Genomic DNA, 26,019 nt, shown 5'->3' with positions numbered 1-26,019 from the left:
CACCTATCGAACAGTTGCACAGAATGTAGCGTTAGGACGGTAAGGCACAATCAACGGTGCGGATTGCATCAAGAGCCAACGTACCGCAGGGTCTTCTTCCAACCACGACTTGGTAAAGTATCGGCTGGCGCGGTAGTTTGCTTTTTCATCCTGAATAACCCCGTAACAACGTGTGCCTTCGAGCAATCCCTGACTGGCCAACAGTACCGTGTACTCAGGCAGCATATTGCGGGCTACACCAGCATCGTCAACGTAGGAGTCGTTGTAGACCCAGAAATCAAAGTCGCCCACCGAGCCAACGTATCGCGCTTTATCGTTAGCCTGGCCTCGCAAGATAGGATCAATGACCAAGGTGTTTGACGTGCCTCGGCGCAGTTCTAATAGTCGCTCCACTTTTGGATCGGCCTTAAAGACACGCCAAGCTAAAGGGTCCATGACAACAGTTCGGGCTGCAGCCCCAGATTTAATCTGTACCAGACCCGCCCAGTCCTCAATATCATCGAGTACTTTAACGCCGGTTTCTCCCCAGCGAGTCGCGCCTGTTAGCGCTTGTGTCAAAGCAGGGTCACGCTGAAAATCGATGACCTGTGTTGGGTAGTCTTCGCCCGTTACAGTGATCTTACCGGTTCTCAGAGCCTCGGCTGCCATAACCTCCTCTCGACGAGTAAGGTTTTCAACCTGATTAGTCAGCGAGCGATTCAATGCCGCTTCGCGACGATCCATCGCTTTTAGGTTACCGCCAATGGTTTCGCCAATTTGGCGCTTCAACGGGGCATTAGGATCAAAGCGACGTTTATCTTTTACATAGGCCGGTTTAAAGCTACGGGTTTCAAAACCTTCAGTGGCAACCACTTTGCCTTCAACCAGAGGCGAAACAAAAGGCACCAACCGGGGTTTTGATTTATCAATATCAAAGTGAATTTCTTCACTATCTTCTGTCTGAATCGATGCGAAGAAGGTATCCAGCAAAAAGGATGCTGGACGATCCAAATGCTCAACCACACGATTGAGCACGTGAGTAGAAAAAATATCCATGAAAGAATCCTATTGCTAGTTAAGCTTGATTGTTGCGAAGAAAAATTGATCGCTCTCGAAAAGCAATCGAGACCGATGCATTTGAATGCCCGGGACCGATCGTCAATGCACCTGCATTAAACTCACCGGCAAGGTAAACGTGAGCCTGAACATCACCCAATGACGCATCAGTATCGTGAGCCAAAATTGCATCCGGCTCTTCTGATCCATCATTTTCACCTGCGTCACTCAGGACATAAGCACCTGATGCCGCTACTCGGCCAAGCACAGATCCTGCAGGCAATGTTGCTCCACCGGTGATAGTCACGACACGGGTGATACGAGGAAACTCACCTGCTATGAGGTTGTCGTGAGCCAGACTTCCTTGGTCCGTAAATCCTTCAGCTATTCCGGGCAAACTCATATGGCACCTCCATTTGAAAATTGGGCGATGCGCTTGGCGACTGCTTCTGCATCATCTGTTTCTTGTTCAGGAGCATCAGGTTCGATCGCAGGGTTGTTAACCGTTGCCATGACTTGCTCAAAACCCGTATTCGTCGCCGTAGAAGGCGCCTCGGTTTTGACCGGTGACGCGTTCAGCGTGGCCAAGGCCATATCGACCGTCATGTCCGTAGAGAATGCTAAGTGCTGAGCCAATTGCTCTCTGCCTTTAGCCGCCTCCGATGAGACAATCGCACCAATGCGCTCACGTTCCTGCTGAATGCCTTGCTGTGCAGCCTGTTGTTGGGTTGAAGCAACGGTTTCGCTTTGAATGGCTTCTACCAATTGCGGGTAATTTGCTTTTAATGTTTCCAGACTGAGGGTATGGCTCTCAGCATCCTCAGTCTTGCGGGTTTTGTCAGTCATCATGCTGTCCTCAAGTGCTAGAAAAGAAGAACCCCGCAACTTGGCGGGGTTCTGGTTGTTGATTTGCTGTTGAATAATGTTTTCAAGGCTTCCTACATCATCGGCGAGCCCTGAACGAATGGCGTTTTTGCCGACAAAGACATCGCCGCCACCAAACTCTTTTAAAACGGTGGGAGGATCAACACCGCGATGCTTAGCTATCGAATCAATAAAGACTGATGCCAAGTCATCAATACGAGATTGGAGCCGGGATTTACCGTCATCGCTGTTCGGATCTAAGCGCTTGTATGGGCTTTGTGATGACACAATTTCAAGTACATTCTGGTCGTTACTGTCTCGATACACGGCGACAACGCCAATGGAGCCCAGTAATGAAGTTTCAGAAGCAATGATTTGATCGCAGGCCGAAGCTATCCAGTAAGCACCCGACGCAGCATCACCCGATGCGTAAGCGATGATGGGTTTCGCACCTCTCGACTCATAGATCATGTTGGCAAATTCAGCACAGCCATTGACTTCGCCTCCCGGCGAGTCGATATCTAAGACAATGCTATACACATCCGGATTTTCTAGGGCTGAATTAAAATCCTTAGCCAAAATCTCATAGCTCGAAGCACCACTAACGGCGGTGAATAAGTTTGCATAGCGAAACAGCGGGCCAACAACTGGAATAACAGCGACTCCTTCTCGAACCTCGGTAACATAAGTATTATCTAACTCCCGCCCAAGCTTCGCAGACACCGCCTCGATAGATTCGTTTTGGCGTGATGCAATCGTTAATATGTTATCAAGAGCAGTCTCGGTAATGGCCCAGGGTTCACCGGCTGCATGATTCCAAAATTTCATGCAGCACCTCCCTGTGCTGCACCCTGACGGGCAGCCTTCGGCTGTGCAAAATTTCTATCCTGCAATTTTGTCATTGACTATCCTCTGCAGTTGGAGAAACGTATTGAGACTTCTCCGTGTTTAAACCCAGTTCTCGCATCTTGGCTTGTTCCCTTGCTCGTTGCTCGAGCACTTCTTCCCAATCTAAACCTTGGGTAGCGCATTCATCTTCCAGCGTCGAAAGGCCGGTTTCCAAGCGAATTTTTGATGCTTTGGCTTCCTTAACAGGGTCGATCCAACCCCGACCAGGACCAATCCATTTACATCGACACCACAAAGCTTTGTTTTGATAAAAGCCTGGTGCTTCGATCAAGCCTTTGTTGACTGCTTCCTCAAGCCATAGCTCGTAAACGGGCTTCGCCCAATAGGTTGCCAGCCAATGACGTCGGCCGATGAAATACCGCCAGGCTTCCATGAGTGCTGCACGAGCTGACGAATAATTCGTTTTTGAGAAATCCTTCATCAGCAATTCGAAGGGCAAATTTAAACCCGTTCCAATATGCCTCAGGATATTTTCAACAAAACTGCTGTAAGCCGAGTTCGGACGACTCGGTGTGAATGGCGCGACTTTATCTCCGGGAAATATTGGAATGACAGCACCACCTTGAAGCTTAACTTGCCACTCATTACGAGCAGCCATGTAGTCCTCTGCGGAACCGCCAAACATTTCGCTGATTGACTCACCATCTAAAGGAGTTTCAATAAATGCAGCGATCATGGCATTCACAACTGCCGCCTGCATTTCGGAGCGCTCGTAATGGTCGAGCATTTTAAAAAGCGGCATGATGCTGGTAAAAATCGGTTTTCCTCGATTCTGCCCGGTACGTTCTTTGTCGTGCACATGGATAACTCGTTGTCGGCCAAATCGCGTTCTTGCAGGAATTCGTTCAAACTCCTGACCAAGACCTGCAACACCAAGCAATTGATCGCCCGGATGAGTTTTCGCTATCCAATAGGCTAAGGGAGCACCATAAACATCGACCTCGATGCCTCCGCGTATTTTTCTGTCATTGAGCCGGTCATTCGGATTCCCTAAACGATCTGGCTCGACTAATTGAATCGTCGTAGCGAAAGTCTGGTTTCGTTGTGGAAGCCAAAGAGGCAAAGCAAGTGCTTCGCCATTGATAAGACCAGAGCGAAACATCTGCGTGGTCAACCCGTTAAAGGTAAGATTTCTAGCCGCATCACAATCTGTCGTTTCAGCCCAGCTGCGCCACAAAGCCTCCGTCTTTCTCGACCAGCTGTCGGCCCAGTCTTTATCTTTGCCGAGGGCTTTGTAATCAGGTAATGCCGATAGTCGCAGGCCAGTACCTACGACATTGTCCACTAGCGTTTGGATTGCTCCAGCGGCTACGCCATGGTTTCTCGCTAAATCGCGAGAGCGTGAAACCAGTGTGGACAGTTCATCAAGCAAGTCTGCATCTGGCGAACCGGCCATGGGACGCCAGCTGGATAATTCTCGTGCCGAAAGTGACGCGCCTCTATGGGCCGTATCTGCAGCAAGCGGCAAGCCATCAGGCCCTAAGATCATTTGATTGCTCATAGCGCCTCAATTAGCTCGAGTTACTTGGATAACTCAGGTTTTTCTAGTTTTAAAATCGCATGAATAAAGGTCCGCGCCTCGGGCGTCGCTCCTTTGCAGCGATCTCTGTTTTGAGTTTCGCGATATACGCATTGAGTTTGTTGATATCTGATTGCGCATATGTCGTTGCGCCATATCCACCCACGGACACGGTGACTTCTAGCTCACCGATCATCAATCGGTGAAGCGCACTTTCTGCCTCAACTAAACGCTGACGCAATGTGGATAAATCACTCATGGTTTTATTTTCCTACCCTCGTTAAAGATAAGGGTCATCTGCCACAACAGAGGCTCGTTGACGAAACGAGTTAATGGCTTTTGGCTTCGTTGGCTGGGCAGTCTCATGCTCAACTGCTGGGCTTTGCTTTGTTTCGCCCAGTGCATTCTCAAAACGCTTCCACTGCACCTCTTTAAACCTGTCCAACCCATATATGCTCGCTGCAGCACGCGCATAAACTCGGCAGTCCAATGCTTCGTTGTTTCGAGCCGGATCTTTTTCCCAAGTCGCTTTTGGAAACCCTTTGTGCATTCGAATAATGCGGTGCTCAGCGGTCAGTTGTTTAAAGTACTCCTCACCATACTGGGGAAAGTGGCAGGTACCCGGTACGAAGCTTTCACCTGTAGCAAGCTCTTCATCAGTAAGCCTCGGCAGCTTCAACCAGCGATAAAGCTCTACTTTGGCAACCGGACCACTGACATTCCAAACTCTCAATCCCCGACGTTTGCCACCGGTATCGGCTTTTGACACATTGAGGATTAGTGCGGTTTCAGTATCGCGCCCCTTAATGGCGACGACAGTTCTCGGCTGTGATGCTCTCGCACCAGCGCCACCCCATACTGCCTGAGGATACTGACGCACCCAGCCATACACATCTTGTGTGGCATAACCTGAATCGACGCACATAACTCGTATTGGTAAGGTCGAACCCAGTGCGTGCGGCCAGTCTTTTGAAAGAACCTTATCCAGTTTTTTCCAGACTTCAGGTTGTGCGGTATCACCGTCCAACACCAAATAGTCAACTGACCAAGATTCTTTATTGCGCCCCCAAGCAACAACCTCGCATTCCAATCTATCCCGCTGAACATCGACCCCCGCAGTCAGGAACAAACCACCCTCAGGCACCTTTCCTACGCTGTACGATTCACGGCGCTCGTATAAGCGTTCCCACTCAGGGGCTTCAAACTCCTCTTCGTAGGATTCGCCAAGAACCGTATTTACAAAGCCTTTCATCAAATCCGGATTTTGCTGTGCACTTTCAAACACACGTGCGGCATCTTCCCAAGAAAACCAACCTACAGGGCTGTATAGCGATGACAAGTGATAGCCTTGTGTATAACCATCGCCCTCGGCAGTGGCTTGCCAAAATCCTTGATTCAACATCTCTGTCTTTTGATGCTCAGCAATCAGAACTTCACAGGACTCACAGCAATACTGCGCTGTTTCTGGCTTACCTTCTTCCCATCGTAAGTGCGAAAATCTCAAAGGTTGAGCATGTCCGCAAGAAGGGCAAGGCACATAGAAATAGCGTTGATCTGAGTTTTCAAATTCACGCTGGATACGCGATGTGCTTTTAATGGTCGGCGTGCTCACAAGCAGTATTTTTCGTCGGCGCGCAAACGTCGCACTTCTGCGTTCTGCCAGCAAAATTGGATCGCCTTCACCTTCAACGTCTCCCGGATAACCATCTACCTCATCCATAAACAGGTAACGCGCAGGCATAGAGCGCAGACCAACCGCGCTATTTGCACCGGTCATAACCAGTACGCCGCCTGGAAACTCTTTCGAGAGCACTGTATTACCTGAATCTCTGCTTCTTGCTGGGGCAACACGTGCCCGGAGCTCCGGCACATCTTCAAGTTGCGGATCAATACGCTGGCGTGAATTACGTTTGGCCATCTCAACGGTTGGAGAAACAGCCATCATCGGACCGGGTGCCATATGAATGACATAGCCAATCCAATTATTACCGGCTTCGGTACCTCCAACTTGCGCACCTTTCATAAATACAACGCGCTGAACCGGAGACGAAACGGACAAGCAGTCCATAATTTCTTGTAGATATGGCGTTCGCTGAGTTCGCCATCGGCCAGGCTCCGCAGCAGACTTTGGCGAAAGCACCCGATACTCATCAGCCCATTGAGAAACAAGCAGCATCGGATCAGGCTTGATGCCTTCTTTCCATGCTTTTTCTAACTCTAGAGCGCCTTCATAAAACTCAGAATCAATCGACCTTGGGCTGGATGTCGCTAAGCTCGGATAGGTGCTGTCTGACATAGGACTCCAACATGACATGCATCTTGTGCGGGTCAACCTCCAACTCTGCAGCCATTTGAGCCGAAACCCTTGCTGGCCAACTTAGCCAAGCATCTCGCTCAGATCGAGCCATCCGAAAGACATGCGCTATCGCCTTGGCACGATCGACCAACTCTTTTTTAAGCTGCTGTAATTTGATTCGATTAGTTTGTGCCTTCAGCACTTCATTGGCAGTTCTGGCTTGCATATAGGTAGAGCCACCACCGGTATTGCCACTTTCGCTTAGGGTATCTGCGACCGCATCCAGTGCCGCTTTGGGGACTGCTTTGGTTGCACCCGATGATTTGCGTTGCTGGGCTCGATCTGTGTTGCGATCCCATTGCTTGTCGACTTTATCAATATCAATCGTGCCATCAGATTCCGCTTGGATACGGCCAGACTTAATCGCTTTCCGCACTGCAGTATCAGATACCCCTCGATGTTTGGCATAAGCCCGCAGTGATACGCCCATATTTTAACCTGTTGTTTTTAATCGAATTAATAAGCAGAAATGAGTTGATAAGGCCGCTGAATGAAGCGTTCATGTGCTTAACAGAACAGCATTTGGAGACAATAAAATGGCCCACAAACAAAACGCATTAGACGCTTTTCTAGCCCGAAAAGCCGAAATTGATAACGCGCTTGAGCGCCTTCAGGCACTCAGCGATGACCACTTCAACGCTCACCCCGACGAAATCAACTGGGGGCACGTGGGCGATCTGGGGCACTACGCCGAACTCCTCAAACAAATTACCGATTCAGCCTTTAAAGAAGGCGAACATGCCGAATAAGGAGCGCACTATGAGCAAATTAACTGATACCCAAGCCGCCATTTTACAAGCCGCGAGTAAGCGGCCAGATGGCAACATTGAGCCGCTACCAAGCAATATCAATGCAGGCATTAAACCCAGAGTCATCCAAGGGCTTCTAACTCGGGAGCTCATTACCCAAAATGGCGATAGCTACACCATCAATGAAAATGGCTTTGACGCCATAGGCTTAGAAGCACCTTCAAAATCAGAAACCAACAAAACCATCACCCTGCGAGAAGGCACTAAACAATCACGTATGATCGCACTAATGCAGCGCCCAGAAGGCGCCAGCATTGAAGAAATTTGTACTGAAACTGGCTGGCAAAAGCACACCGTTCGAGGTGTCTTTTCAAACACAGTTAAAAAACGATTGGGTATGACGATCACCTCATACAAAGATGATGGCCAACAACGCCGATATCGTGTGCAAGGAGGTGATCAATGAGCACCCGCTGCTTTATTGCGATGACTAAAGACAATACCAATTTCCAATCAATTTATTGCCATCACGATGGCTATGATTCAGTTAATGGTGTTGGACCAACGCTGCGGCAATATCACAATAGTGAATCCCACGCCGAAAGCCTGATTGCGTTGGGCGACATTTCCTACGTGCAGGGAGCAACAGTCTGTGCTTACCACCGTGATCGTGGCGATGCCTGGGAGCAAACCCAGCCAAGAACTACCCGAAGCGAATCAGAGCTATTTGCACTGGCCAAAGCCTGTGATGCCCAATACCTGTACCTTTTTAAACAAAGCGAATGGCACACATTTAAGCTTTAATTCGCAACTGCTTCTGTTTGCATTGATAGGGCAACTTCATCAAAGGAAAGCTCATCGCTTTCACGGATAGCCTGCTCGCCAGAATAGTCCTGCCAGCGCCTGACGATGACATCCACATACTTAGGGTCCAATTCGATCAAGCGTGCTGCACGACCTGTTTTTTCACAAGCAATCAATGTGCTTCCAGATCCACCAAAAAGATCGAGCACAATGTCTCGGCTCTTACTGGAATTGCGAAGCGCACGCTCAACCAACTCCACCGGTTTCATTGTTGGGTGCAAATCATTTTTAACGGGTTTGTTAAAAAACCAAACGTCTCCCTGATCACGAGCCCCACACCAAAAGTGGTCGTTGCCTTCGCGCCAACCATACAAAATCGGTTCATACTGACGCTGATAATCGGATCGACCTAGAGTGAAAGTATTTTTTGCCCATACGATAAATGTCGACCACTTGCCGCCTGCATCCCGAAATGCTTTTTGAAGTGTGTCTAATTCACTGGACGACATAGCGATGTAGCACGCCCCTTTAGTCACACTTAAAAGATTCGTGAGCGCATCTTTAAGAAACTGATAAAAATCATCACCCAGATTATCATTCATAATGCGCCGATCTTTACCGCGCATTTTATCTTTAGCGTTGTTGCCGTAATCAACGTTATAAGGCGGATCGGTGAACGCCATATCGGCAAGCTCACCACTCATTAATTTTTCTAAATCCTGTTTGCTGGTCGAGTCCCCACATAACAGTCGATGGTCACCCATAACCCACACGTCACCATGTCGGCTTACAGGCTCATCTTCCACCTCGGGAATTTCATCCTCATCGCTTTCACCAGATTGTTCGTCGTTACCCAGAAGCTCATCCAGCTCCTCATCAGAGAAGCCGATGAGATCAAGGTCAAAACCCAGATCGCCGAGTTCTTCAAGTTCTAGCTTGAGAAGCTCATCATTCCATCCAGCGTTTTCAGCAATCTTGTTATCTGCGATCACTAATGCTCGACGTTGTGCTTCGGTCAAGTGATGTAAAACGATCACCGGGACGGTGTCTAAACCGAGTTGCTGAGCCGCCATCAAGCGACCATGGCCTGCGATAATGACGTTGTCATCACCCACCAAAATCGGATTCACAAAGCCAAATTCTGCTATCGAACCGGCTATTTGCGATACCTGTGTATCGTCATGCGTCCTCGCATTTTTGGCATAGGGAATGAGTCGTTGAAGCGACCAGTGCTCCACCGATTCGACAGTGTTAAGTTGCATTAGATTACCTTGGAAATTGCAGTGCGAACCGCGAACCTGCGAACCCGGTTTAACGGGCTGTCGCTAGCGAAATGCGGCGGCCTTGCGACCCGCATCGATTCGATGGCCAGGAAGGACCCATTTTTTCCGGGGCCAGAAATAGCAAAGCCACGGTGTGGTGGCCGTGGCTTGTGTGCAGTTCACTCGTGAGATTAGCAAGTATTCTCGCCTAAAAACCGGGTTTTGTCCCATTGGGGGTTTTGGCATTAGCACGCAGGTCTTTGCTCTTGCGCGAGCCGCTCCGCAATTTTTATTAACGCCCCTTGCCAATAACGCTGTGCCGACGTTCTTGGAAACCCAGTCTCACGAGAGATCACTCGCCATGGCGTTCGATAAGCTCGTAACCAAATCAGGTTTCTTTCGCCATGATTGACATACGTTATCCATGACAGCGTTTCCTCCATACGAGTGATTTGGTCTGGCGTTGGACGTAAACGAATCGGCTGAACTTCTTGTCTGGCGAGCTCTCTCCGATCGTATTTGATCTCTGGCCAATAGCTCACGTAACCCAAGCTTCGCTCACCAGGCAATTTACGCAGCGTTGATACACACTCCTCAAATCGGAGAGCAACGTGTTCTGGCGTGAAGTTATTCATAATTGCTCTCCTATTCGTTGATCAATAGCCCAATAAACCAAAGCCAATGCATCGGCTTCGTTATCATCCGCTGGGAGATGGCCTCGCGCTTTCGCGGACTCAATCATCATGGTTTTATTTGCATTACCTTTGCCAGTTGCGTGCCGCTTGATGGTTCCAACCGGAACACCCTCGTAGGCAATATTTTGTTGCTCACACCAAGCAGTCAGATGCGCCATAAAACCACCGTAAGCGTGAGCCGCATCCACACCCATATGGCGACGAACTTCCTCAAAAAACACCATGCTGATAGGCCCAGCATTTTCGTTTAGCTCATTCAAGAAACGGTTGAACTTCAAAAAGCGCATACCGCCACCTTGCCAGCGATCGTTTTTAAAACTGATGGTGCCGCTGGTGATCACGCCTTGTTTGGAATGAATTGCCCATCCAGTTGTTGTACCCAAATCCAAGCACAGCACTACAGGCAATGTTCGGTTGATACTCTCTTTCTCACCGAGATGGAGAGCCTCCCCTTTAGGGGGCTCTCCTCTCTCGAAGAGAGAGGGGGTTTGCGTGCAATCTGGATTTATCTCTGAAACCCTTGAATTATCTGGGATTGCGTTCAGTTTGCAGGGGGTATCCGCAATCTGGACTCCGCAATCTGCAATCTGGCTGGATGCCTTGTTATTGCTGACGTCCAGTTTGCGGGTAGTTTGCAGATTGCAGCAAACTGGTTCAGATTGCAGACTGCAAACGGCCATGTTCGAGGCCTTATTTTGATCATGATTCATGGCTTGTTTCCTCCTGGTACACCCAAACATCCGGATTCTCGACGGGGAGCACCGCACCGGTTTGAGCACATTTGTAATGGGTGGGTTTAACTAACAAGTGAGACTGTTTGACCTCACCGGTATCGGTATCAATGGTTTCCCCTGCGGGAACCGTCATACCCTCAACACAGAGGTAGCCGTACTTGCTTCGGGTCAGCGCTGGTAAGTTGTAGTCCTCCGGATTACGGAAGAACTTGATATCGCCTTTTGTGGCATGGACAGCAATGCGCTCATTGATGGTCCGATTGGCACCGAGTCCAGCTTGGCCTTCGAACGATTCTGCAAACTGATTCGAGGTGTAAACTCGGCCTTGCGACGCTTCATCAAAGATCATTTGTACAATGACATCGCGCTTGCGTTGTCGCTCCGCATCGAGCTTGGCGCCATAGTCTTGATTGACCAAACGATCACTGTGAGGATCCAATTCAATCCAGCGCCCCTGACTTTTATCTACCCGCTTGGCAGGTAAGCCAGGTCCATTGCGCAGCTCGAACACCAAGGTGCGATCCGTCAGCATTTCATCAGGTCGATACAGCAACATGCCGGTGGTGTAGTAACCACGCAAACTGCCTGCACCTGACAAGGCTAGAAATGGATCTTCCTCGACCTGTTTTTTACTGATTTTCTTGGTGTGGTGAGCAAGGATGATTCCCGCATCGGGATTGACCGCATCACGCAATTGCTCAACTCGCTCACGCAAGAAAAACAACATCGCGTTGTTGTCGTTTTCGCTATTGCCTTCAGGGCCACCGTCGAACACATTGCGAATAGGGTCAATTACCAGAATGTCGACACCACCTTGAGACGCAGCCCGCTGCAGTGCCTCGATCACTTGCTCAACACCCTGATCATTGAGCACTAAACGAAGCTGAGGTGTGACCAAAAGGTTATTGGCAGCTTGGCGACTTACTGCTTCTGGCAAACCCATGGACTGGATCCGCTCACGCAAGTAGTGATACTGAACCTCGGCTTGCAAGTAAAACACCCGCAATGGCCTTGAGGGCGTGAGCTCAAGAAAGGGCACGCCTGCCGCCATATGCGTTAACCAAGACAACAGAAAATCACTTTTCCCCACCTTAGGCGCACCACCAAATACAATCATGCCGCCGGGCGTTAAAACCCTCGGTGCAATCAAATCGTCTGGCATCGGCGAGGTATCGGCTAACAACTCCCCTAATGAATGCAGCGCTATCGGCTCAGCATCTTTAACAATGGTTCTCGGTGCCGACTGAACGAAAGCCCACACATCCATCCCTTCATCGACTGCATCATAGGCGTCCCACTTAACGGATTTATCACCCGGAATATGCAAAACCGCCACAGAAGCGGCACCGCCGCATGCGATCGCTTCCGATGCTTTTCTGGCATACTCAGCACCCGCATCATCATTGTCAGGCCAGACTAAAACGTGTTTATCTTTCAGTGGCGACCAATCCGTTTTCGCTATTGGAGCATTAGCGCCATTCATGGCAGTGGTTGCCACCAAACCTAAGCGAATGAGTGCGTCCGCAGCTTTCTCACCTTCGACCAGCACCACTTGATTGGCGCTTAAGATTTGAGGCTGGTTGTAGAGCGGTCTTGGATCCGGTGCTTTCATTGAGCGTGATCGCACATCCCACGGCCTGAACTCTTTGCCCGACTCGTTATCGTATCGATATACGCAGGCAATTAGCTGACCTTGGCTATCACGATAATCCCATTTTCCGGTTGCTGGTCCTAGGTCATCGGTAGGTTGTTGTCGAGCAGGCATTGCGGGTTTATTAGCTTTCTCATAAGTCGCGGACAATGGCCGTGATTGATCAACAGACACACCTAACCATTGAGCGACAGAATCCACCAGCTCAGGAAATTGGCTGGCGGTATCAAAGCCATTAACACGTGCCCAGGCATCAAAGATGTCACCACCTTCTCCGGTAGCAAAATCCATCCACATCCCTGCACGAGAGCCTGCAAGTTCAACGACTAAACTTTTACCGGGATTGCCTTCCAGATCGCCTACAATGAACTGCTTGCCTCGATACTTTCCTGCAGGAAACAGATAGGTCAACACAGCATCTAACGAATCGATTAATCGTTGCTTGAGCTCTCGGGCATCATGCTTTGGTTTTGTTGATTCACCCTGCTCAGGTGCGTCGTTAAAATCGAGCCAGATCACTTTATCGGTGCTGCTGTTCATTGCGCACCCCCTCGCCAGCAGCGATCCTGCCAAGAGCAAAACTTACACTCGTAATGGGCTGGGTCTTTACTGATTCTGGGTAGAAGTTCTCCTGCATCAGTCGCCTGAATGACACGCACACCTCGATCGGATGCCCGTTGAGCCAACTCACCGTTAAAAGGAACCCACTCGAAATACAATTCGGCGGTATCTTTATTGATGGCAGTGAACAAGGCGGGATTGGAGGAAATGCCAGGAATCTGTTCTTCCATGTAAGCCTGATACAACGCTATCTGTGCCGCATAAACGGGTTTAGAAAGAGTCACACCACGTTTGACCGTGTCCTTCCAAGACTTTGCATTCAGTGATTTACACTCCCACAAAGCAGGAAAGCCTTCGCCAATTGATTCAGGTCCTCCGGCAAGCACGCCATCTACGTGTCCACGCAAACGGCCATCCACTGCAGAAAACCCGAACTGTCCACCGGTGGATGTTTCCGTATACAGATCAAAGCCTGCTTTACGCAACCAATCGATAGCGAGCTCTTCAAAGACATGACCCGCCGCAAAAATTCTAAGAGTACGTCCAGTAAATGATCTACCTTCGTCGACAGGTGTATGTGTGAACTCAAACTGCAAAGCACGATCGCAAGACACTCCAAGTCTTGAAGCACCAAGATAGTTTCTCGAAACCTGTGATCGCTGCTCTTGCTGTAATGCTAAGTCGATGCGTTCACTGATCTGTTCCGACAAGGTTGGTCGATGATTAAAATCCAACATCAGAAAGGCACCTCGTCTTTGTACAACTCCTGCAAAGTCAGGTGATAGGACTCAAGAACTGTATCCACCAAACCAACAATTTCTGTTTTGCTGTAATCACCCAGTCCTTTGTCCATACCAACAGCCATTACATAATCAGCAAGTGGGGCCAAGACAGACTCAGCAGCTTTTTGTTCTAAATCAGTTCTGTTCATGGCCACTCCCTTACGATGCAACTGGTAATGGATGTCTTGGCACTGCTTGGAACAGAATCGTTTAAAGCTAGCGCGCCGACTGTCGCTGGATTGGTTGCGGTTTGGATCAAGCCAGCAAAAGCCTCGAGGCGGTTTGTGGCAAATAAAGCAACGGTAATGCACATCAAGCAGCCTCCTTGCCTTCGACTTTGTTGAAAATACGGGACTGGATATCACGCTTGTTAAACTGGAAGGCCAAGAGGCAGGAAGCTTGATAGCGTGTTAAGCCAAAGTCCTGGCGATACGCAGGAGGTAGATACCGAAGTTGTTGAGCGGTCGCAGCTTGGTTTAACCACTTGCGGGATTTGCTGGCAGCATCTTCGGTTTCATGCTCATTCAACCAGTCATCTGCAGCGGCTAGGCAAACCGTTCGCTCCCCCATGGCGAGTAATCTCGCAGGCAGTTTTTTACCACCGCCCATTCCAAACCAGTGACCTGCCAGAAAGAACACACCTGCCCACGCCTCGAAGCCAGTCGCCATCAAAGCGGCATCGTCACCAAACAAATCACACCAACGGAAAGAAGAGCGTTTAAGCAGGTCAATTTCAGACATCACAAAGTCCGTCAGATCAACTTTCCCATCGCCCTCTGTTCGCTCCCAAACATGACCGCAAAGAGAACACTCCTTTGCGGCAGCAGGTAACATTGCACCGCATTCTGGGCACTCTTTTTGTGGCGCTTCGCCTTGCCCCTCGTGGCCATCCAAGTTCACATCCTGCTCTAATGACCCGTGAAGCATGGTGCTTGTGCCGAAGTCGAGCACCACACAATCACTTTTCACAACGCCCGGATGCTCGTTTGGGTCGACAGTTCGAAGACCGCGCCCAATCATTTGAATCAGCGTCGATTTATAAGAACTTGGCCGTAGCAGAACAACACAACTGGTTGGAGGGAAATCCCAGCCTTCGGTGAGCACCGCAACATTAACAACAACCTGAGACTCACCAGATTCAAAGCGAGACAGAGCTGCCTTTCTCGCCTCACTTGATAATTCGCCATGAATAACTTCAGCACTGATACCTGATGCTGAGAAGGCTTCCGCTACATTCTTGGCGTGCTGGACGGTCGAACAAAACACCACAGTAGGACGGTCATGAGCCTTGTCTTTCCAGTGACGTATTACCGCTTCGGTGATAGGAGCTTTGTTCATAATGGCGTCGACAGCCGCCATGTCGAAATCATCAGCAGTACGTTTGACTTGAGACAGCTCTCCTTGGGTCCCCACATCAACTACGTAAGTTCTGGGTGGAACCAAGAGTCCTGATTGAATGAGTTCAGCCAAGGTGATTTGATCACTCACATTGCTGAATACGGGACGCAATGCTTTGTTATCACCCCGGTTGGGAGTAGCAGTGACACCAAAAATTGCCACATCGGGATTGCGATCACGAACACTATCAATGATGCGACGATAGGTCGGTGCCGCCGCATGATGCGCTTCATCGATAACCAGGAGATCAAGTTTCGGCATCTTCTTTAAGTTCGATTCGCGCCCTAAGGTTTGCACCATGGCGAAGGTCGTTTGACCGTTCCACGACTTTTCTTTTGCGTCATAAATCGAAGTCGAGATACTCGGATTAACACGACTGAACTTGGCAGCATTTTGTGTTGTGAGCTCATCACGATGAGCAAGCACACAAGCTTTGGCATCTTCATTTTCTAACCACTGTCCGGTGACACCGGACAACATGATCGTTTTACCGGCGCCCGTAGGCGCCACCCCCAGTGTGTTTTGGTGTTTATCAAGCGCAGTTAGACTGCGCTCAACAAACAGTTTTTGACGAGGTCGCAATAACATGAGTCGACCTCCTTATTGTGCCCAACTGGGACGACCAGTCGGAGCGCTAGCTGAAGCTTGTGGTGATGAAGCTGGCTGCGTTGAAGCGGCAGCTTGAACCGTGTTGCCTGACACTGCTGCATAGTCTTTGTGGTCTGGTGTGATAGCAGTTTTAATTACATTCTTATCATCACCGTTTTGGTCTTTGTCCATCTCAACCTTTGCAACAAACTCAATCCCATCCAGATCAGCAAAGCCTTGAATACGACGAGCCTGTTGAGCTTGTGCCGAGTTATCTTGCGAGTGAAGACCACGTGAGGAATTCAAGATCCCTTTAACAAACGCTCTGCCCATGTTTGCCCATTCAGGACCTTTAGGGCTGTGTAAACCGATAAGACTCCACATCTTGCGTTTAGCGTATGGACCATCAAGCACAACAAACTCGCAGTTCAGATAGACAGAGCCTGTCGTCATGCTTTGTGTTGCATATCCGCCCGTCCAACCCTGTGACGCATCGTCATAGCCGCCGGGGCGAATCGTCATGCGCACTTTTACCAGCGTGCCTTTTGGGATTACGTCAAAATTGTTTTGGTCTTCTGCCGAGTTAAAATCATTCCAAGTCGTCATTATTGGACTCCTTCTTCAGTATTGGTTTGAGTTTCGATAGGTGCTGGGCGAGCAAAGCTCAGGCGATCAGAGGCAGGTGTCACTGGCCCATGAATTTTGGTCATCAGTCGACCGAGGTGGGGTTCTTCAATAACATCAAGACGCCCACTGCGGTCTTTGGCGGGATAGCCATAGGGATTAAGGGTGTGGTTAATGAAGGCGCGATAACGCTGACCATCATCGCTTTGGATCTCTGCAAGCGTGATGACTTGATCGACAATGCCAGGCAACTCAAGCGCTGTTTTTGAGCCATCAATTTGCGGAGCAAAAACCTTGCGATTAAAGTCGTCGATCTTCTCGTCGAGAATACCGACAAACCAGATGTTCTTGTTGCGGGTATGCTGAAGATGAGTCAGCCACGCAATCATCTCTTGACCATGCAGACCATATGCGCCTCGCGTATCGGGCTTTCCACTTCGCTCACTGAACGCTTGGGGTTGGCCTTTGCACCACTGCAGACACAAACGTCCTGCAACCGTAATGGAGTCGATAAAGACGGTGTCGTATTTATCTAAGCTGGTGGGATCACCAAACTTTTCACATACGGCGTCATAGTGGGCTTGGCTGTATGGTTGCTCATCACGAAGCGCGGGATTAGGACCGCCAATAAATACCGCGAAATCTCGACACTCCTGCCAGGTACGCGGCCGAATCGCATCGCCCGTCCAGCCCTCAACAGCCAAGTCACCCGCTTCTAAATCGAAGAACAGAGTCTTGTCAGCCTCGACTGTCCACAACAAGCTGGTTTTTCCGATGCCTGAAGGCCCAAGAATGCAGCCTTTAATGCCTCGCTTTTCCGCGAGCCTTTGATCGGCAGTGATAATTGGAAAGGCCATTACTTCACCTCCCCATGTTCGCGCAGAAACTCAAGCGCATAATCAGCGCCTTTAGCTCCAAGTCCTCGAGCCATGTCGTGAACTCGACGCAGCGAGTCCATTTCCTGAACGATTCGGCTGAGTTCTTTGTTCAAGCCTTGCTGTGCAAATGCGATATCGTCGACAGTGGCAAGAATTAGCGGTTTGCTTTCAGCCTCGTCGGCATCTGATACTGCGGGGATCGAAATAGCATCCGGCAGGCTCTCAAGTGAAAAGCTGCTTTTGCGCAGTGTCTCTAAGTAATTGGTTTCTTCGTTTAAAATCGTCATGCTTATTACTCCTGTGAAAGGCTGAGGCGAAAAGTGGGTTTGCCGGTTTTTAATGTCCGAGCAGGTTCAAAAACGGTGCGAAGGTTTTCTGGCCAAGCGGTGTATTTGCGCTCGGCAACCTTGTAGGTGATGTCCAAGAACTCAGCTGGGTTGTCACCGCTGGCAGCAATTCGCTGAGCGATTTCGGATAGCTGCGCTTGATCCCAGACCGGTTTCTTGGGCAGGTCTGAAGCGACACGCACACCTTCGTCATCGAAATTGATAATCCCGGTGTCTTTGCCAAGTTGAGTTCTTAGCTCGCGGACTTTTGGCTCGTACTTCATGGCAATAGCGCCATCGATCCAGTCTTTAAGGTCTTTGGCATTGCGCAGGTAGTTGGCGGCTTCAGCCTGAACACGCATCAATTCATTAGCACTTACACCTGCTAAATCGCCGATACTCATGGCTTGTGCTTGCTCTAAAGAAAGGCTCATGCGTCACCTCCAGCTACACGCTCAGAGGTACTCTTGCGAAGACAGTCGTGTTCATAGGCCTCGACATCTTCGAGGCGGTACATCACGCGACCTTGTAGTTTGAGAAAAACAGGACCGATGCCTTCAGAGCGCCAGCGCTCCAATGTGGCTTCGCTGACGCCCCAGCGGTTGGCTAATTGCCGTTGGTTCATATGATTTACACTCACGTTGCACTCCTGATGGTTATTGCGAAAACGTGAGGTAATGATGTGCTTGGGTAGGTTAGGAGCCGTTTAGGGGGAAGTTAGGTAGGAGGTTAGATTTGATCACTCGCTCATCACCCCCTATAATTGCATGCAAAAATACGACACTAAATTCAATATAATCTATATATATCAGCAGGTTGTAGAATCCATAAAGACCAGTAACTGTCGTATTTTTGATTGACTTAACAGGTAAACCCTGCTAAGTTTTATAGGAATCGTTCTCAATAGAGAGTTAACCAGCATGAAACGCTTGTCACTTAAATCAAAGGTCGCCACAAAGATATCGCGCTCGAATCGCGAGGTATTTCTGCGCTCAGACTTTGAGAAGCTGGCAGGGTACGACCAAGTTGGTCGTGCATTACGCCAACTCACCTCAGATGGTGTTCTTGTTAAGGTTGGTTATGGTCTTTATGCCAAGGCTCGACCAAACAGAATTACTGGCAAACCCATGCTGTCTGCCAAGGGTGGCTTCACTCAAGTAGCAGAAGAAGCGCTTTCTCGGCTAGGCGTAAAATGGGAGCCCTCTAAGTCGGTTCTGGATTACCAATCAGGCTCGACTCAAATCCCTGCAAATGCTGAAGTTATTATTTTTGAACGCTTCAATCGCCGCATAGGTACAGAGAAGTTCGAGCTTCAAATGGCTCGAGCTTAATGAGCACAATCGACTCTTCCCTTTTTCTGGATATTGCTGATGCGCTGGGCATAAGCAGCCCGGCCATTGTTGAAAAAGACTATTGGGCTACGCAGCTATTAAAAGAAATATCACAGCTCACACCAGAGGGCTTTCAACTTGTTTTTTCAGGCGGGACTTGTTTAGCCAAAGCACATCAAAACACCTTCAGAATGTCGGAAGATATCGACATTAAAATGATCCCCAATGCAGATACTCTGGCGCAATCCAAAAATCAGCAGCGACAATTGCGACGCGATATTCATCAGCTCATTCTGAATATCATTTCTGACTCTGGTATCTTCAAGCTTGCCGCAGATCCTAAAAAACGGAATGAAGGTAAGTATCAACAATTTTTGATTGAATACCCCAGAGATCATGACACCCTGGAAGCACTCAGACCGCATTTGCAATTGGACCTAACAGAGTCTGACTTACTTGAAGATCCAGTAGAGCTTTCCTTGAGCTCGCTTTATGCAAGTACGCTTAAAGAGCCGGGAGAAGTTCAAAGCATTGCTTGTGTCACTGTGCACTCGACTGCCAGTGAAAAATTCGTTTCACTCCTTCGCAGGACCGCATCACATGCTCGGGATAACTCCAGACCGGACGATAAAACATTAATTCGGCATGTTTATGATCTACACCTCATATACGAATCAATGACATCACCTTCCGCCTTAAAGCCAATGGTTGAACAAGTTATTGAAATCGACAAAAGTCAGTTTGGAAATCAACACAAAGAATTCGTAAACAATGCAAACTCTGAGCTTCGATATGGGCTCTCATTATTAATTGACGAAGCTCATCACCAAGAGCGGTACAATCAATTTATTGGCCCTCTCGTATATCACCCATCTCCCGCAAAATGGGACGAAGCTATTTCGAGCGTCCAAGAACTTGCCAATCATTGGCTTTAGCTATTATGATACCCGCACCAAGCATACGCCCCTTGGTCACTAAATATGAGGCAAGCAATAAAGCTTGTGGGCCCGCGCAAGCACCCATCGTGGTCAGCTCGTAAGGAGCAAATAGCGATATGAGAATGGCAGCGGCTTCTCAAAAATTACTCACATTAATCGTGGCAGGCATTTCTATTCAGTCTTCAGCCAACAATTCCCATTTCCATAGCCGACCACATTCTTCCACTCTGTCTTACAACCGCTAAAAGCCTGAGAAAACGCGCTTGCTTTAGATTCTGCGTTTTCCAATACAGCAGCTGTGCGCAGCTTTTCTTGGCCAGACTCCCAAGCTTGAAATAGCTGGCGAATAATTCGTTTATGAGTAAGACCAGTGAATATATATTGCTCACCATTTACGACCAGCTCCCCTCCATCTTCAGAGCACCATGTTGGGGGTCGATTAGCTTGATGGGAGCGCCCATAGCCTAGGAGCTCCGCCAGCAAATCTTTATCGATAGTCGATACACTTTGCTGGTCAGGCAACAGCAGATCATGAATGGCGATACATAGTGGTTCACCTGGGATTGGCGGCCCATTTTGAGATATAGCTCTATCAGTTAGGATCACAGCTGAGCGACGACGCGCAAATGAACCGAATGCTAGCTTCACTGTTGAAATGGTTTGAGCCAAATAGGCCCTCCTACAAAACAATACCGCGACACGACTTTTTCCGAGCCATATATCCCCAAGATCCCACAAAATATCACCAGCCAATTCCGCTACTGGTTGATGAGACGATATATCGAGCCACTGCTGAACAAACTGCAAAAAACGGTTGCTACTTACTTGGTATCTACCTATTGAGGTCGTGGGTACATTCACCCAACCAACCCCCGAAGAGAAATAACGAAACCCAGAGCCACTTGGGCAGGGTAATAATTCACAGTCTTGATCATCAACATTTAAAGACGTCGCAGAGTTTTCCAGAGGGTGAATCATTCTCGCGTTTATCAGCTCTTTGAAATAGGCATTAATTGATAAGTCTTCCGCATCAACCTCTTGTTTTGGCGTACCAGATATTCTGATCAGAAGCGCAAGTGCGCCCCTGCTAAGAGTGCATGTGGCGCTCATTCTTGAACCTCTTCAAGTAATCCCCATCGCTTGAGGTACTTTTCACCAATCAATCGTTCCTTGTCAGTTCTGCTTCTCAAATCACAACCATTTGGCATTGAGATTTTCACAGGAAGAACCTTACCGCGCCCATGTCCATTTTCAGGGTGGAAGCGAATATTGATCTTGGCCTGTACCGGCGCAAACCCACCAGAAGACAAAGGGTTTTGTTCACCAAAATGTTCTTGTGCGTATTCATGGAGAGCGGTATTGCTTTTAGCTGGCACCTCAATTTGCACTCGGCCATCACCAGCGAGATCTTTAATTTTCATCAGGACCAGCTGAACGGATTCAATGCCATCCTCCACATCCCAATCTAATGGCTTATTCTCCATAAGCGGCATCAAGTCAAATCGACGCAGTGGAACCTTGTCTGCTGTCACTGGCTGCTTAAGTAGATCTTCCGTGAATGCTTTTGCAATGGTATCCCGGCGCTCTTGCTTGGCGGCAACTACCTCGATAGTACCGGTGTCGGATGAGTAAGTAATGGCATGCTCAGAAACTGGTCGGCGAATTCGAGAGACAATATCTTCGTCACCTTTGAACTCAAGGTATGAGTCAGGCAACCCTTCTTGGTAAATCATGACCTGTACAACGTTGACGTCGTTACCATCTTCATCAGGTTGAACACGGTCAAATAGTTCAATCTTCACTTTTTCACCCAGGCCGAAAAGCTCCTTAATCTTGGACTTAAATGTGTCCATCGATACTTGGTCGTTATGCAGCGGCAACGATGCTTCTACTTGATAACCGGTCCACTTCTGGCCATGGCGATATTGGTCCGCATATCGAATATCTTCCGCCTGCCGGAACTTGTCGCGATGACTCTGAAACACCCATAGGCTTCTCTCGGCCGCAGTCTCATGCTTAAGAAGCTCACTGGCGTCAGGGAATGTGCTCAATAATGCAGCTTGACCCACCTCGTCGGTCATGTGCTTGATTCTTTCAAGATCAAGCGTGATTTTGATCTGCACATCAGCAGGCTGGTGGTCAAACAGCTCGATAACCTTGCTGGCTACCTCAGGCTGCTCTTTTGACCAGTCCACCTGGTCAAAACCGTCATTGGCAGAAAAGTATGATTTCAGCCCCTGAGATGAAGCATGGTTAACGAAGTTGCGAACGATTGGCATAGGCACAATTCCTCAATTAAAAGTGATAAACGGCAAACTCTCGGTACTCAGTTACAGAAAGTTCAAGATAGCGAACCTGTATAATATGGGCGCTTATATTTCTTTTCAAGTAAAAAAAGTAAGTCTATAATGAACTTTTTACACCGTTCACTTAGGAGGCACTGCCGTGGCCAACGTATTAGGGGCCAAGATTAAAGAGCTCCGCAAACAAAAAGGCCTTACTTTAGAACAACTTGCGGAGAAAATAGGCTCAGGAAAAAGCTACATCTGGGAGATCGAGAATAAAGGTGTGAAACGCCCATCTGCTGAAAAATTAGCCGCCATTGCAAAAGAGCTAGATGTAACCACCGATTACCTCATTGATGATACCCAGACAGAAGTGACTGACGACCTAGAGAAAGAAGTGTTTTATCGAAAGCTCGGTCAACTGGAAAAAGATGATCGAGACAAAATCATGGATATGATCGACGCATGGAGCAAGAAGTAGTGTCAGAAAAGAAGTTCCCGCAAAAGGAAGCTAACCGCATTACTCATATTCTCGACACTGCGCTTCCAACGCATATTCGCTTCCCGGTAGACGTTGAAATGGTGGCGAAAGAGCTCACGCCATCTTTCAGCCAAGACCCAATCACTGCCGTTAATGGCGGCAGCATGGGCAACTCGGTTGATGGCATGCTGGTGAAGCATGACAGCAAAGATGAGTGGGCCATCTTTTACAATACAGATGTGGTTCACCCTGGCCGTACTAACTTCACTAAGGCCCATGAGTTGGGCCACTACATGGTCCACCGACAATCTCTAAGCAAAACCAAATTTCAGTGCGGCGAAAAAGACATGCTGGATGAAAACCAGCAAGGTATCGACATCGAAGCAGAAGCTAATGCCTTTGCTGCCAACCTGTTAATGCCTAACAATGATTTTCGAGCACAGGCTGACGGTCAAAAGTTCAGTATTGATTTAATGCAGCATTGCGCCGACCGCTATGGCGTATCACTCACGGCGGCTGTTTTGAAATGGCTCGACTTCACGAAGAAGCGCGCAATCGGCCTGCTATCAGAAGAAGGCTTTATGCATTGGTCTAAATCTAGCGGCAGTGCTTTTCGCTCTGGCCGTTACTTCGCGACCAAGCAAGACTGTGTTGAGGTACCCGAGTTCTCATTAGCAGCACAAGAGCAGTATTCAAAAGAAGCAAGAAATGGTGTTAAGCATGGTCCTGGAATTTGGTTTCCGAATGAGGAAGTTATTGAGCACAGCATCTACTCCGATGAATACGGCAAGACATTAACCATATTGATACTTGATGATGCGGGTGGGTACAGTGACCCAGATGATTTCAATGAAGATGATGAGTTGCTTACTGATTCGTACACCAACTTTATAAACAACGGGCAAAACCCTTACTAACGATTATGCGAGACTCCTACGAACGCTTTTTCTCACAAGGCTACATATCGAAAGATCAGTTTTTCGAATTTGGCCTTAGTGAAACTATCTACGCGCCGCTAGATAAAGCAGAAGCCGCCTGGGAAAAGCTGAAACATAAAGTGCATAGCAATCAGCAAGTATTCATTCGCGGCTTTGGTCGTAATTCGAATGGCACTCATTTGTTTCAAGCATTCTATGCTGATGTTCTCGATAATAATCAGGTTACCGTTGATCCAACGAACAACGCCCAGCCGACAAAATTGATCCGAGACCTGACAGGATACTCAAAGACTAAAAGCAACAAACACGAGCCAATTCAGAACTATCAGATCTCGCATATTTTTGGCAGAACTAAAAACGTATTCGCTTTTACCGCTCCTTGGAATATCGTTTACATGCCGAAGATGCTGGATCCATTTACCGGCCATGAAGCTAAGGGCGCAATGATTGATGAGTATAAAGATCTCTTTCAAAAGCAAAGTTTCAAACACTTCGAACCGCTGATTAATGATTATAATGCGCTGATCACATCGCCAAGCCTTGTCGATTCAATTCATCACTATCTCGATAAAATCGAGCAAGATAAAAACCTTGATGAAAAAGATGTAAGCAAGCTAAAAGCTTCCATCCTCGAAGAACTTACACCGATAATTTTGTAGAACTTTATCTGCAACCCAAGTGAACCCGCACCAGCCCTAATTTACCTGATGGCCTTTTCGCCGCTCTAAAAACAAAATGTTCAACAGTATTTTGAACATTCAGAGTGGTAAGCAAATGCAGCAAACAAACCCTTTATCTCCCAAGCGGATGGCTCCTGAAAAGCGCATACAGGAAGTCGCTCATATAATAGCTAACGGCCTAATTCGGCTGAGAGCTCCAGCCTCGAATAAAGCTCAATTATTGGACTCAGATAGCGACATTTCACTTGCTATGTCTGGCTACCGAAGCGTTCATGGTGAACCAGAGAACACCAACACTTCGGAGGCAAAATGAGCTCAGATATCGTATTCGAACCATCCACTTCGGCCGTTGCGCAGATAACGCAACTATCGGAGATGAGTATGGACGAGATTAAATCTTTATGGCGTCAGCTGTACCGTAAAGAACCACCAACTCATATTCGGTCATTTCTAGAAAAGCGCCTGGCATATCGGCTACAAGAAGTCGAGTTTAGGCGAGCGCATCAAAACCTTGCAGAGAAAAATGATCGCCGTATCAGTGCCATCATCAACACCGGCAAAAAGCCACTTCGTGACCGTTATCCTCAGCCCATCCCCGGCACAGTATTAAGCCGGATTTACCAAGAAAAAGAGCACAAGGTCACTGTCACCCATGATGGTCAGTTCGAGTTTGAAGGCCGGATTTATAAAAGCCTTTCAGTTATCGCTAGAGAAATTACTGGCACTCGATGGTCAGGACCACTGTTCTTTGGTTTAAGGAAAGCAATGTACGACAAGAAAGCGAAGCGAGGTAAAAAATAATGTCAGAGCAAATTAAGAAACGACTTCGCTGCGCAGTCTATACACGCAAATCAACAGATGAGGGATTGGACCAAGATTACAACTCCATCGATGCGCAACGCGATGCGGGTCATGCCTACATTGCCAGCCAGCGCGCTGAGGGTTGGATACCGGTCGAGGATGACTACGACGACCCTGCATACTCCGGTGGCAATATGGATCGCCCGGCAATGAAGCGGCTACTTAAAGACATTCAGGATGACAAAATCGATGCGGTTGTCGTTTACAAAATTGACCGACTGACACGAAGCCTTACCGACTTCTCCAAAATGATTGAGGTATTCGAACGCCATAACACATCATTCGTCTCGGTCACCCAGCAATTTAACACCACCAACTCAATGGGTAGGCTGATGCTGAATATTCTGCTGTCATTCGCCCAATTTGAAAGAGAGGTAACCGGCGAGAGGATCCGCGACAAGATCACCGCCAGTAAGAAGAAAGGTTTATGGATGGGAGGAATTCCTCCTCTTGGTTACGATGTCAAAGATCGCTGCCTTGTGATCAATCCCAAAGAAGCCATGTTGGTACAACAAGTTTTCAAACGCTTTACTGAAATCGGCTCAACAACGCTGCTGTATAAAGAGCTGAGACTGGAAGGTGCCACCAGTAAATCCTGGACAACACAGGACGGTCGATTTCGGCCTGGAAAACCAATCGACAGAGGCCTCATCTACAAACTGCTTCATAATCGTACTTACCTCGGTGAGCTTCGGCACAAGAACCAATGGTACGAAGGCAAGCACGACGCCATCATTGATCAAAAACTTTGGGATGACGTTCACTCAATA

The 26,019-nt window shown here is 48.4% G+C and carries 32 protein-coding genes; 11 read left to right on the top strand and 21 right to left on the bottom strand.

What is annotated here, in order from left to right; translation table 11 throughout:
• Positions 1-3 precede the first annotated feature (3 nt).
• The 7 genes from A3766_RS18420 to A3766_RS18390 form a co-directional block, all read right to left on the bottom strand.
• Positions 4-1,035, bottom strand: a complete 1,032-nt coding sequence (locus A3766_RS18420) for a major capsid protein (RefSeq protein WP_068642700.1) — start codon at positions 1,033-1,035, stop codon at positions 4-6.
• 19 nt (positions 1,036-1,054) lie between these two features.
• On the bottom strand, positions 1,055-1,438 hold the full coding sequence (locus tag A3766_RS18415; RefSeq protein WP_068642698.1) for a head decoration protein: 384 nt from the start codon (positions 1,436-1,438) through the stop codon (positions 1,055-1,057).
• On the bottom strand, positions 1,435-2,727 hold the full coding sequence (locus tag A3766_RS18410) for a S49 family peptidase (protein WP_068642696.1): 1,293 nt from the start codon (positions 2,725-2,727) through the stop codon (positions 1,435-1,437). The genes A3766_RS18415 and A3766_RS18410 overlap by 4 nt, the downstream gene beginning before the upstream one ends.
• A gap of 70 nt (positions 2,728-2,797) precedes the next feature.
• Positions 2,798-4,309 (bottom strand): phage portal protein, encoded by a 1,512-nt coding sequence (locus A3766_RS18405; protein WP_068642694.1) that lies wholly within the window; start codon positions 4,307-4,309, stop codon positions 2,798-2,800.
• Positions 4,310-4,358: 49 nt separating this feature from the next.
• Positions 4,359-4,586 carry a gpW family head-tail joining protein gene (gene gpW / locus A3766_RS18400; protein WP_068642692.1) on the bottom strand — a complete coding sequence of 76 codons (228 nt, stop codon included), beginning with the start codon at positions 4,584-4,586 and terminating at the stop codon, positions 4,359-4,361.
• A 21-nt stretch (positions 4,587-4,607) separates the two neighbouring features.
• The gene (locus A3766_RS18395; protein ID WP_156508969.1) at positions 4,608-6,623 is read right to left on the bottom strand and encodes a phage terminase large subunit family protein; all 2,016 of its coding nucleotides are present in this window, start codon (positions 6,621-6,623) and stop codon (positions 4,608-4,610) included.
• A complete protein-coding gene (locus tag A3766_RS18390; RefSeq protein ID WP_068642690.1) occupies positions 6,571-7,113 on the bottom strand; it encodes an elements of external origin in 543 nt (180 codons plus the stop codon). The genes A3766_RS18395 and A3766_RS18390 overlap by 53 nt, the downstream gene beginning before the upstream one ends.
• A 106-nt stretch (positions 7,114-7,219) precedes the next feature.
• Here A3766_RS18390 and A3766_RS18385 point away from each other — a divergent pair, with 106 nt between their 5' ends.
• Genes A3766_RS18385 through A3766_RS18375 form a run of 3 tightly spaced genes read left to right on the top strand, consistent with a single transcriptional unit; the run spans position 7,220 to position 8,236 of the window.
• Positions 7,220-7,432: a hypothetical protein gene (locus A3766_RS18385; RefSeq protein ID WP_068642688.1), complete on the top strand. Its 213-nt coding sequence runs from the start codon at positions 7,220-7,222 to the stop codon at positions 7,430-7,432.
• A 10-nt stretch (positions 7,433-7,442) separates the two neighbouring features.
• Positions 7,443-7,898 carry a DUF3489 domain-containing protein gene (locus tag A3766_RS18380; RefSeq protein ID WP_068642686.1) on the top strand — a complete coding sequence of 152 codons (456 nt, stop codon included), beginning with the start codon at positions 7,443-7,445 and terminating at the stop codon, positions 7,896-7,898.
• Positions 7,895-8,236, top strand: a complete 342-nt coding sequence (locus A3766_RS18375) for a hypothetical protein (RefSeq protein ID WP_068641880.1) — start codon at positions 7,895-7,897, stop codon at positions 8,234-8,236. The genes A3766_RS18380 and A3766_RS18375 overlap by 4 nt, the downstream gene beginning before the upstream one ends.
• Here A3766_RS18375 and A3766_RS18370 read toward each other — a convergent pair.
• The 12 genes from A3766_RS18370 to A3766_RS18315 form a co-directional block, all read right to left on the bottom strand.
• Positions 8,233-9,498, bottom strand: coding sequence for a site-specific DNA-methyltransferase (locus A3766_RS18370; RefSeq protein ID WP_068642684.1), 1,266 nt, complete (start codon positions 9,496-9,498; stop codon positions 8,233-8,235). The two genes, A3766_RS18375 and A3766_RS18370, sit on opposite strands and share 4 nt — an antisense overlap.
• A 245-nt stretch (positions 9,499-9,743) precedes the next feature.
• Positions 9,744-10,133, bottom strand: a complete 390-nt coding sequence (locus A3766_RS18365; RefSeq protein WP_068642682.1) for a DUF6362 family protein — start codon at positions 10,131-10,133, stop codon at positions 9,744-9,746.
• Entirely contained in the window at positions 10,130-10,903 is a 774-nt protein-coding gene (locus A3766_RS32085) for a crossover junction endodeoxyribonuclease RuvC (RefSeq protein ID WP_231882925.1), read from the bottom strand. Before A3766_RS32085 ends, A3766_RS18365 begins: the two co-directional genes overlap by 4 nt.
• Positions 10,893-13,118 carry an AAA family ATPase gene (locus tag A3766_RS18355; protein ID WP_082907157.1) on the bottom strand — a complete coding sequence of 742 codons (2,226 nt, stop codon included), beginning with the start codon at positions 13,116-13,118 and terminating at the stop codon, positions 10,893-10,895. Before A3766_RS18355 ends, A3766_RS32085 begins: the two co-directional genes overlap by 11 nt.
• Positions 13,115-13,876, bottom strand: coding sequence for a hypothetical protein (locus tag A3766_RS18350; protein ID WP_068642680.1), 762 nt, complete (start codon positions 13,874-13,876; stop codon positions 13,115-13,117). The genes A3766_RS18355 and A3766_RS18350 overlap by 4 nt, the downstream gene beginning before the upstream one ends.
• Positions 13,876-14,070, bottom strand: a complete 195-nt coding sequence (locus A3766_RS18345) for a DUF6511 domain-containing protein (RefSeq protein WP_068642678.1) — start codon at positions 14,068-14,070, stop codon at positions 13,876-13,878. The genes A3766_RS18350 and A3766_RS18345 overlap by 1 nt, the downstream gene beginning before the upstream one ends.
• 163 nt (positions 14,071-14,233) lie before the next feature.
• On the bottom strand, positions 14,234-15,907 hold the full coding sequence (locus A3766_RS18340) for a DEAD/DEAH box helicase (protein WP_068642676.1): 1,674 nt from the start codon (positions 15,905-15,907) through the stop codon (positions 14,234-14,236).
• Positions 15,908-15,919: 12 nt separating this feature from the next.
• Positions 15,920-16,513, bottom strand: coding sequence for a hypothetical protein (locus A3766_RS18335; protein ID WP_068642674.1), 594 nt, complete (start codon positions 16,511-16,513; stop codon positions 15,920-15,922).
• On the bottom strand, positions 16,513-17,388 hold the full coding sequence (locus A3766_RS18330) for an ATP-binding protein (protein ID WP_068642671.1): 876 nt from the start codon (positions 17,386-17,388) through the stop codon (positions 16,513-16,515). The genes A3766_RS18335 and A3766_RS18330 overlap by 1 nt, the downstream gene beginning before the upstream one ends.
• A complete protein-coding gene (locus tag A3766_RS18325) occupies positions 17,388-17,696 on the bottom strand; it encodes a hypothetical protein (RefSeq protein WP_068642669.1) in 309 nt (102 codons plus the stop codon). Before A3766_RS18325 ends, A3766_RS18330 begins: the two co-directional genes overlap by 1 nt.
• Positions 17,697-17,701: 5 nt before the next feature.
• Positions 17,702-18,169, bottom strand: coding sequence for a hypothetical protein (locus tag A3766_RS18320; protein WP_068642666.1), 468 nt, complete (start codon positions 18,167-18,169; stop codon positions 17,702-17,704).
• Complete coding sequence (locus A3766_RS18315) at positions 18,166-18,375, bottom strand: AlpA family transcriptional regulator (RefSeq protein WP_068642664.1); 210 nt, start codon at positions 18,373-18,375, stop codon at positions 18,166-18,168. The genes A3766_RS18320 and A3766_RS18315 overlap by 4 nt, the downstream gene beginning before the upstream one ends.
• A gap of 280 nt (positions 18,376-18,655) precedes the next feature.
• Between A3766_RS18315 and A3766_RS18310 the strand changes: the two genes are divergently transcribed.
• Both A3766_RS18310 and A3766_RS18305 read left to right on the top strand, forming a co-directional pair.
• A complete protein-coding gene (locus tag A3766_RS18310; protein ID WP_197479622.1) occupies positions 18,656-19,066 on the top strand; it encodes a hypothetical protein in 411 nt (136 codons plus the stop codon).
• Positions 19,066-20,001: a nucleotidyl transferase AbiEii/AbiGii toxin family protein gene (locus A3766_RS18305; RefSeq protein WP_068642662.1), complete on the top strand. Its 936-nt coding sequence runs from the start codon at positions 19,066-19,068 to the stop codon at positions 19,999-20,001. The genes A3766_RS18310 and A3766_RS18305 overlap by 1 nt, the downstream gene beginning before the upstream one ends.
• A 174-nt stretch (positions 20,002-20,175) precedes the next feature.
• Here the strand turns inward: A3766_RS18305 and A3766_RS18300 are convergent, their stop codons facing one another.
• Together A3766_RS18300 and A3766_RS18295 are read right to left on the bottom strand one after the other, a co-directional pair.
• A complete protein-coding gene (locus A3766_RS18300; protein WP_068642660.1) occupies positions 20,176-21,114 on the bottom strand; it encodes a hypothetical protein in 939 nt (312 codons plus the stop codon).
• Entirely contained in the window at positions 21,111-22,283 is a 1,173-nt protein-coding gene (locus tag A3766_RS18295; RefSeq protein ID WP_068642658.1) for a hypothetical protein, read from the bottom strand. The genes A3766_RS18300 and A3766_RS18295 overlap by 4 nt, the downstream gene beginning before the upstream one ends.
• A gap of 166 nt (positions 22,284-22,449) precedes the next feature.
• On the opposite strand from A3766_RS18295, the gene A3766_RS18290 reads away from it, so the two are divergent.
• The 6 genes from A3766_RS18290 to A3766_RS18265 all read left to right on the top strand — a co-directional run.
• The gene (locus A3766_RS18290) at positions 22,450-22,770 is read left to right on the top strand and encodes a helix-turn-helix domain-containing protein (protein WP_068642656.1); all 321 of its coding nucleotides are present in this window, start codon (positions 22,450-22,452) and stop codon (positions 22,768-22,770) included.
• Complete coding sequence (locus A3766_RS18285; protein ID WP_082907156.1) at positions 22,755-23,687, top strand: ImmA/IrrE family metallo-endopeptidase; 933 nt, start codon at positions 22,755-22,757, stop codon at positions 23,685-23,687. The genes A3766_RS18290 and A3766_RS18285 overlap by 16 nt, the downstream gene beginning before the upstream one ends.
• A 5-nt stretch (positions 23,688-23,692) precedes the next feature.
• Entirely contained in the window at positions 23,693-24,367 is a 675-nt protein-coding gene (locus tag A3766_RS18280; RefSeq protein WP_197479621.1) for a hypothetical protein, read from the top strand.
• Between the two features lie 115 nt (positions 24,368-24,482).
• The gene (locus A3766_RS18275) at positions 24,483-24,701 is read left to right on the top strand and encodes a hypothetical protein (RefSeq protein ID WP_068642744.1); all 219 of its coding nucleotides are present in this window, start codon (positions 24,483-24,485) and stop codon (positions 24,699-24,701) included.
• Complete coding sequence (locus A3766_RS18270) at positions 24,698-25,189, top strand: DUF2924 domain-containing protein (RefSeq protein ID WP_068642654.1); 492 nt, start codon at positions 24,698-24,700, stop codon at positions 25,187-25,189. The genes A3766_RS18275 and A3766_RS18270 overlap by 4 nt, the downstream gene beginning before the upstream one ends.
• Positions 25,189-26,019 (top strand): recombinase family protein (locus tag A3766_RS18265; protein WP_197479620.1); only part of this gene is annotated, 831 nt, incomplete at its 3' end. The genes A3766_RS18270 and A3766_RS18265, both read left to right, overlap by 1 nt.

This window comes from Oleiphilus sp. HI0132, from assembly GCF_001635845.1.
Note: the sequence above shows the minus strand (reverse complement) of the source record. Positions and strands in the feature narration are given on the sequence as shown.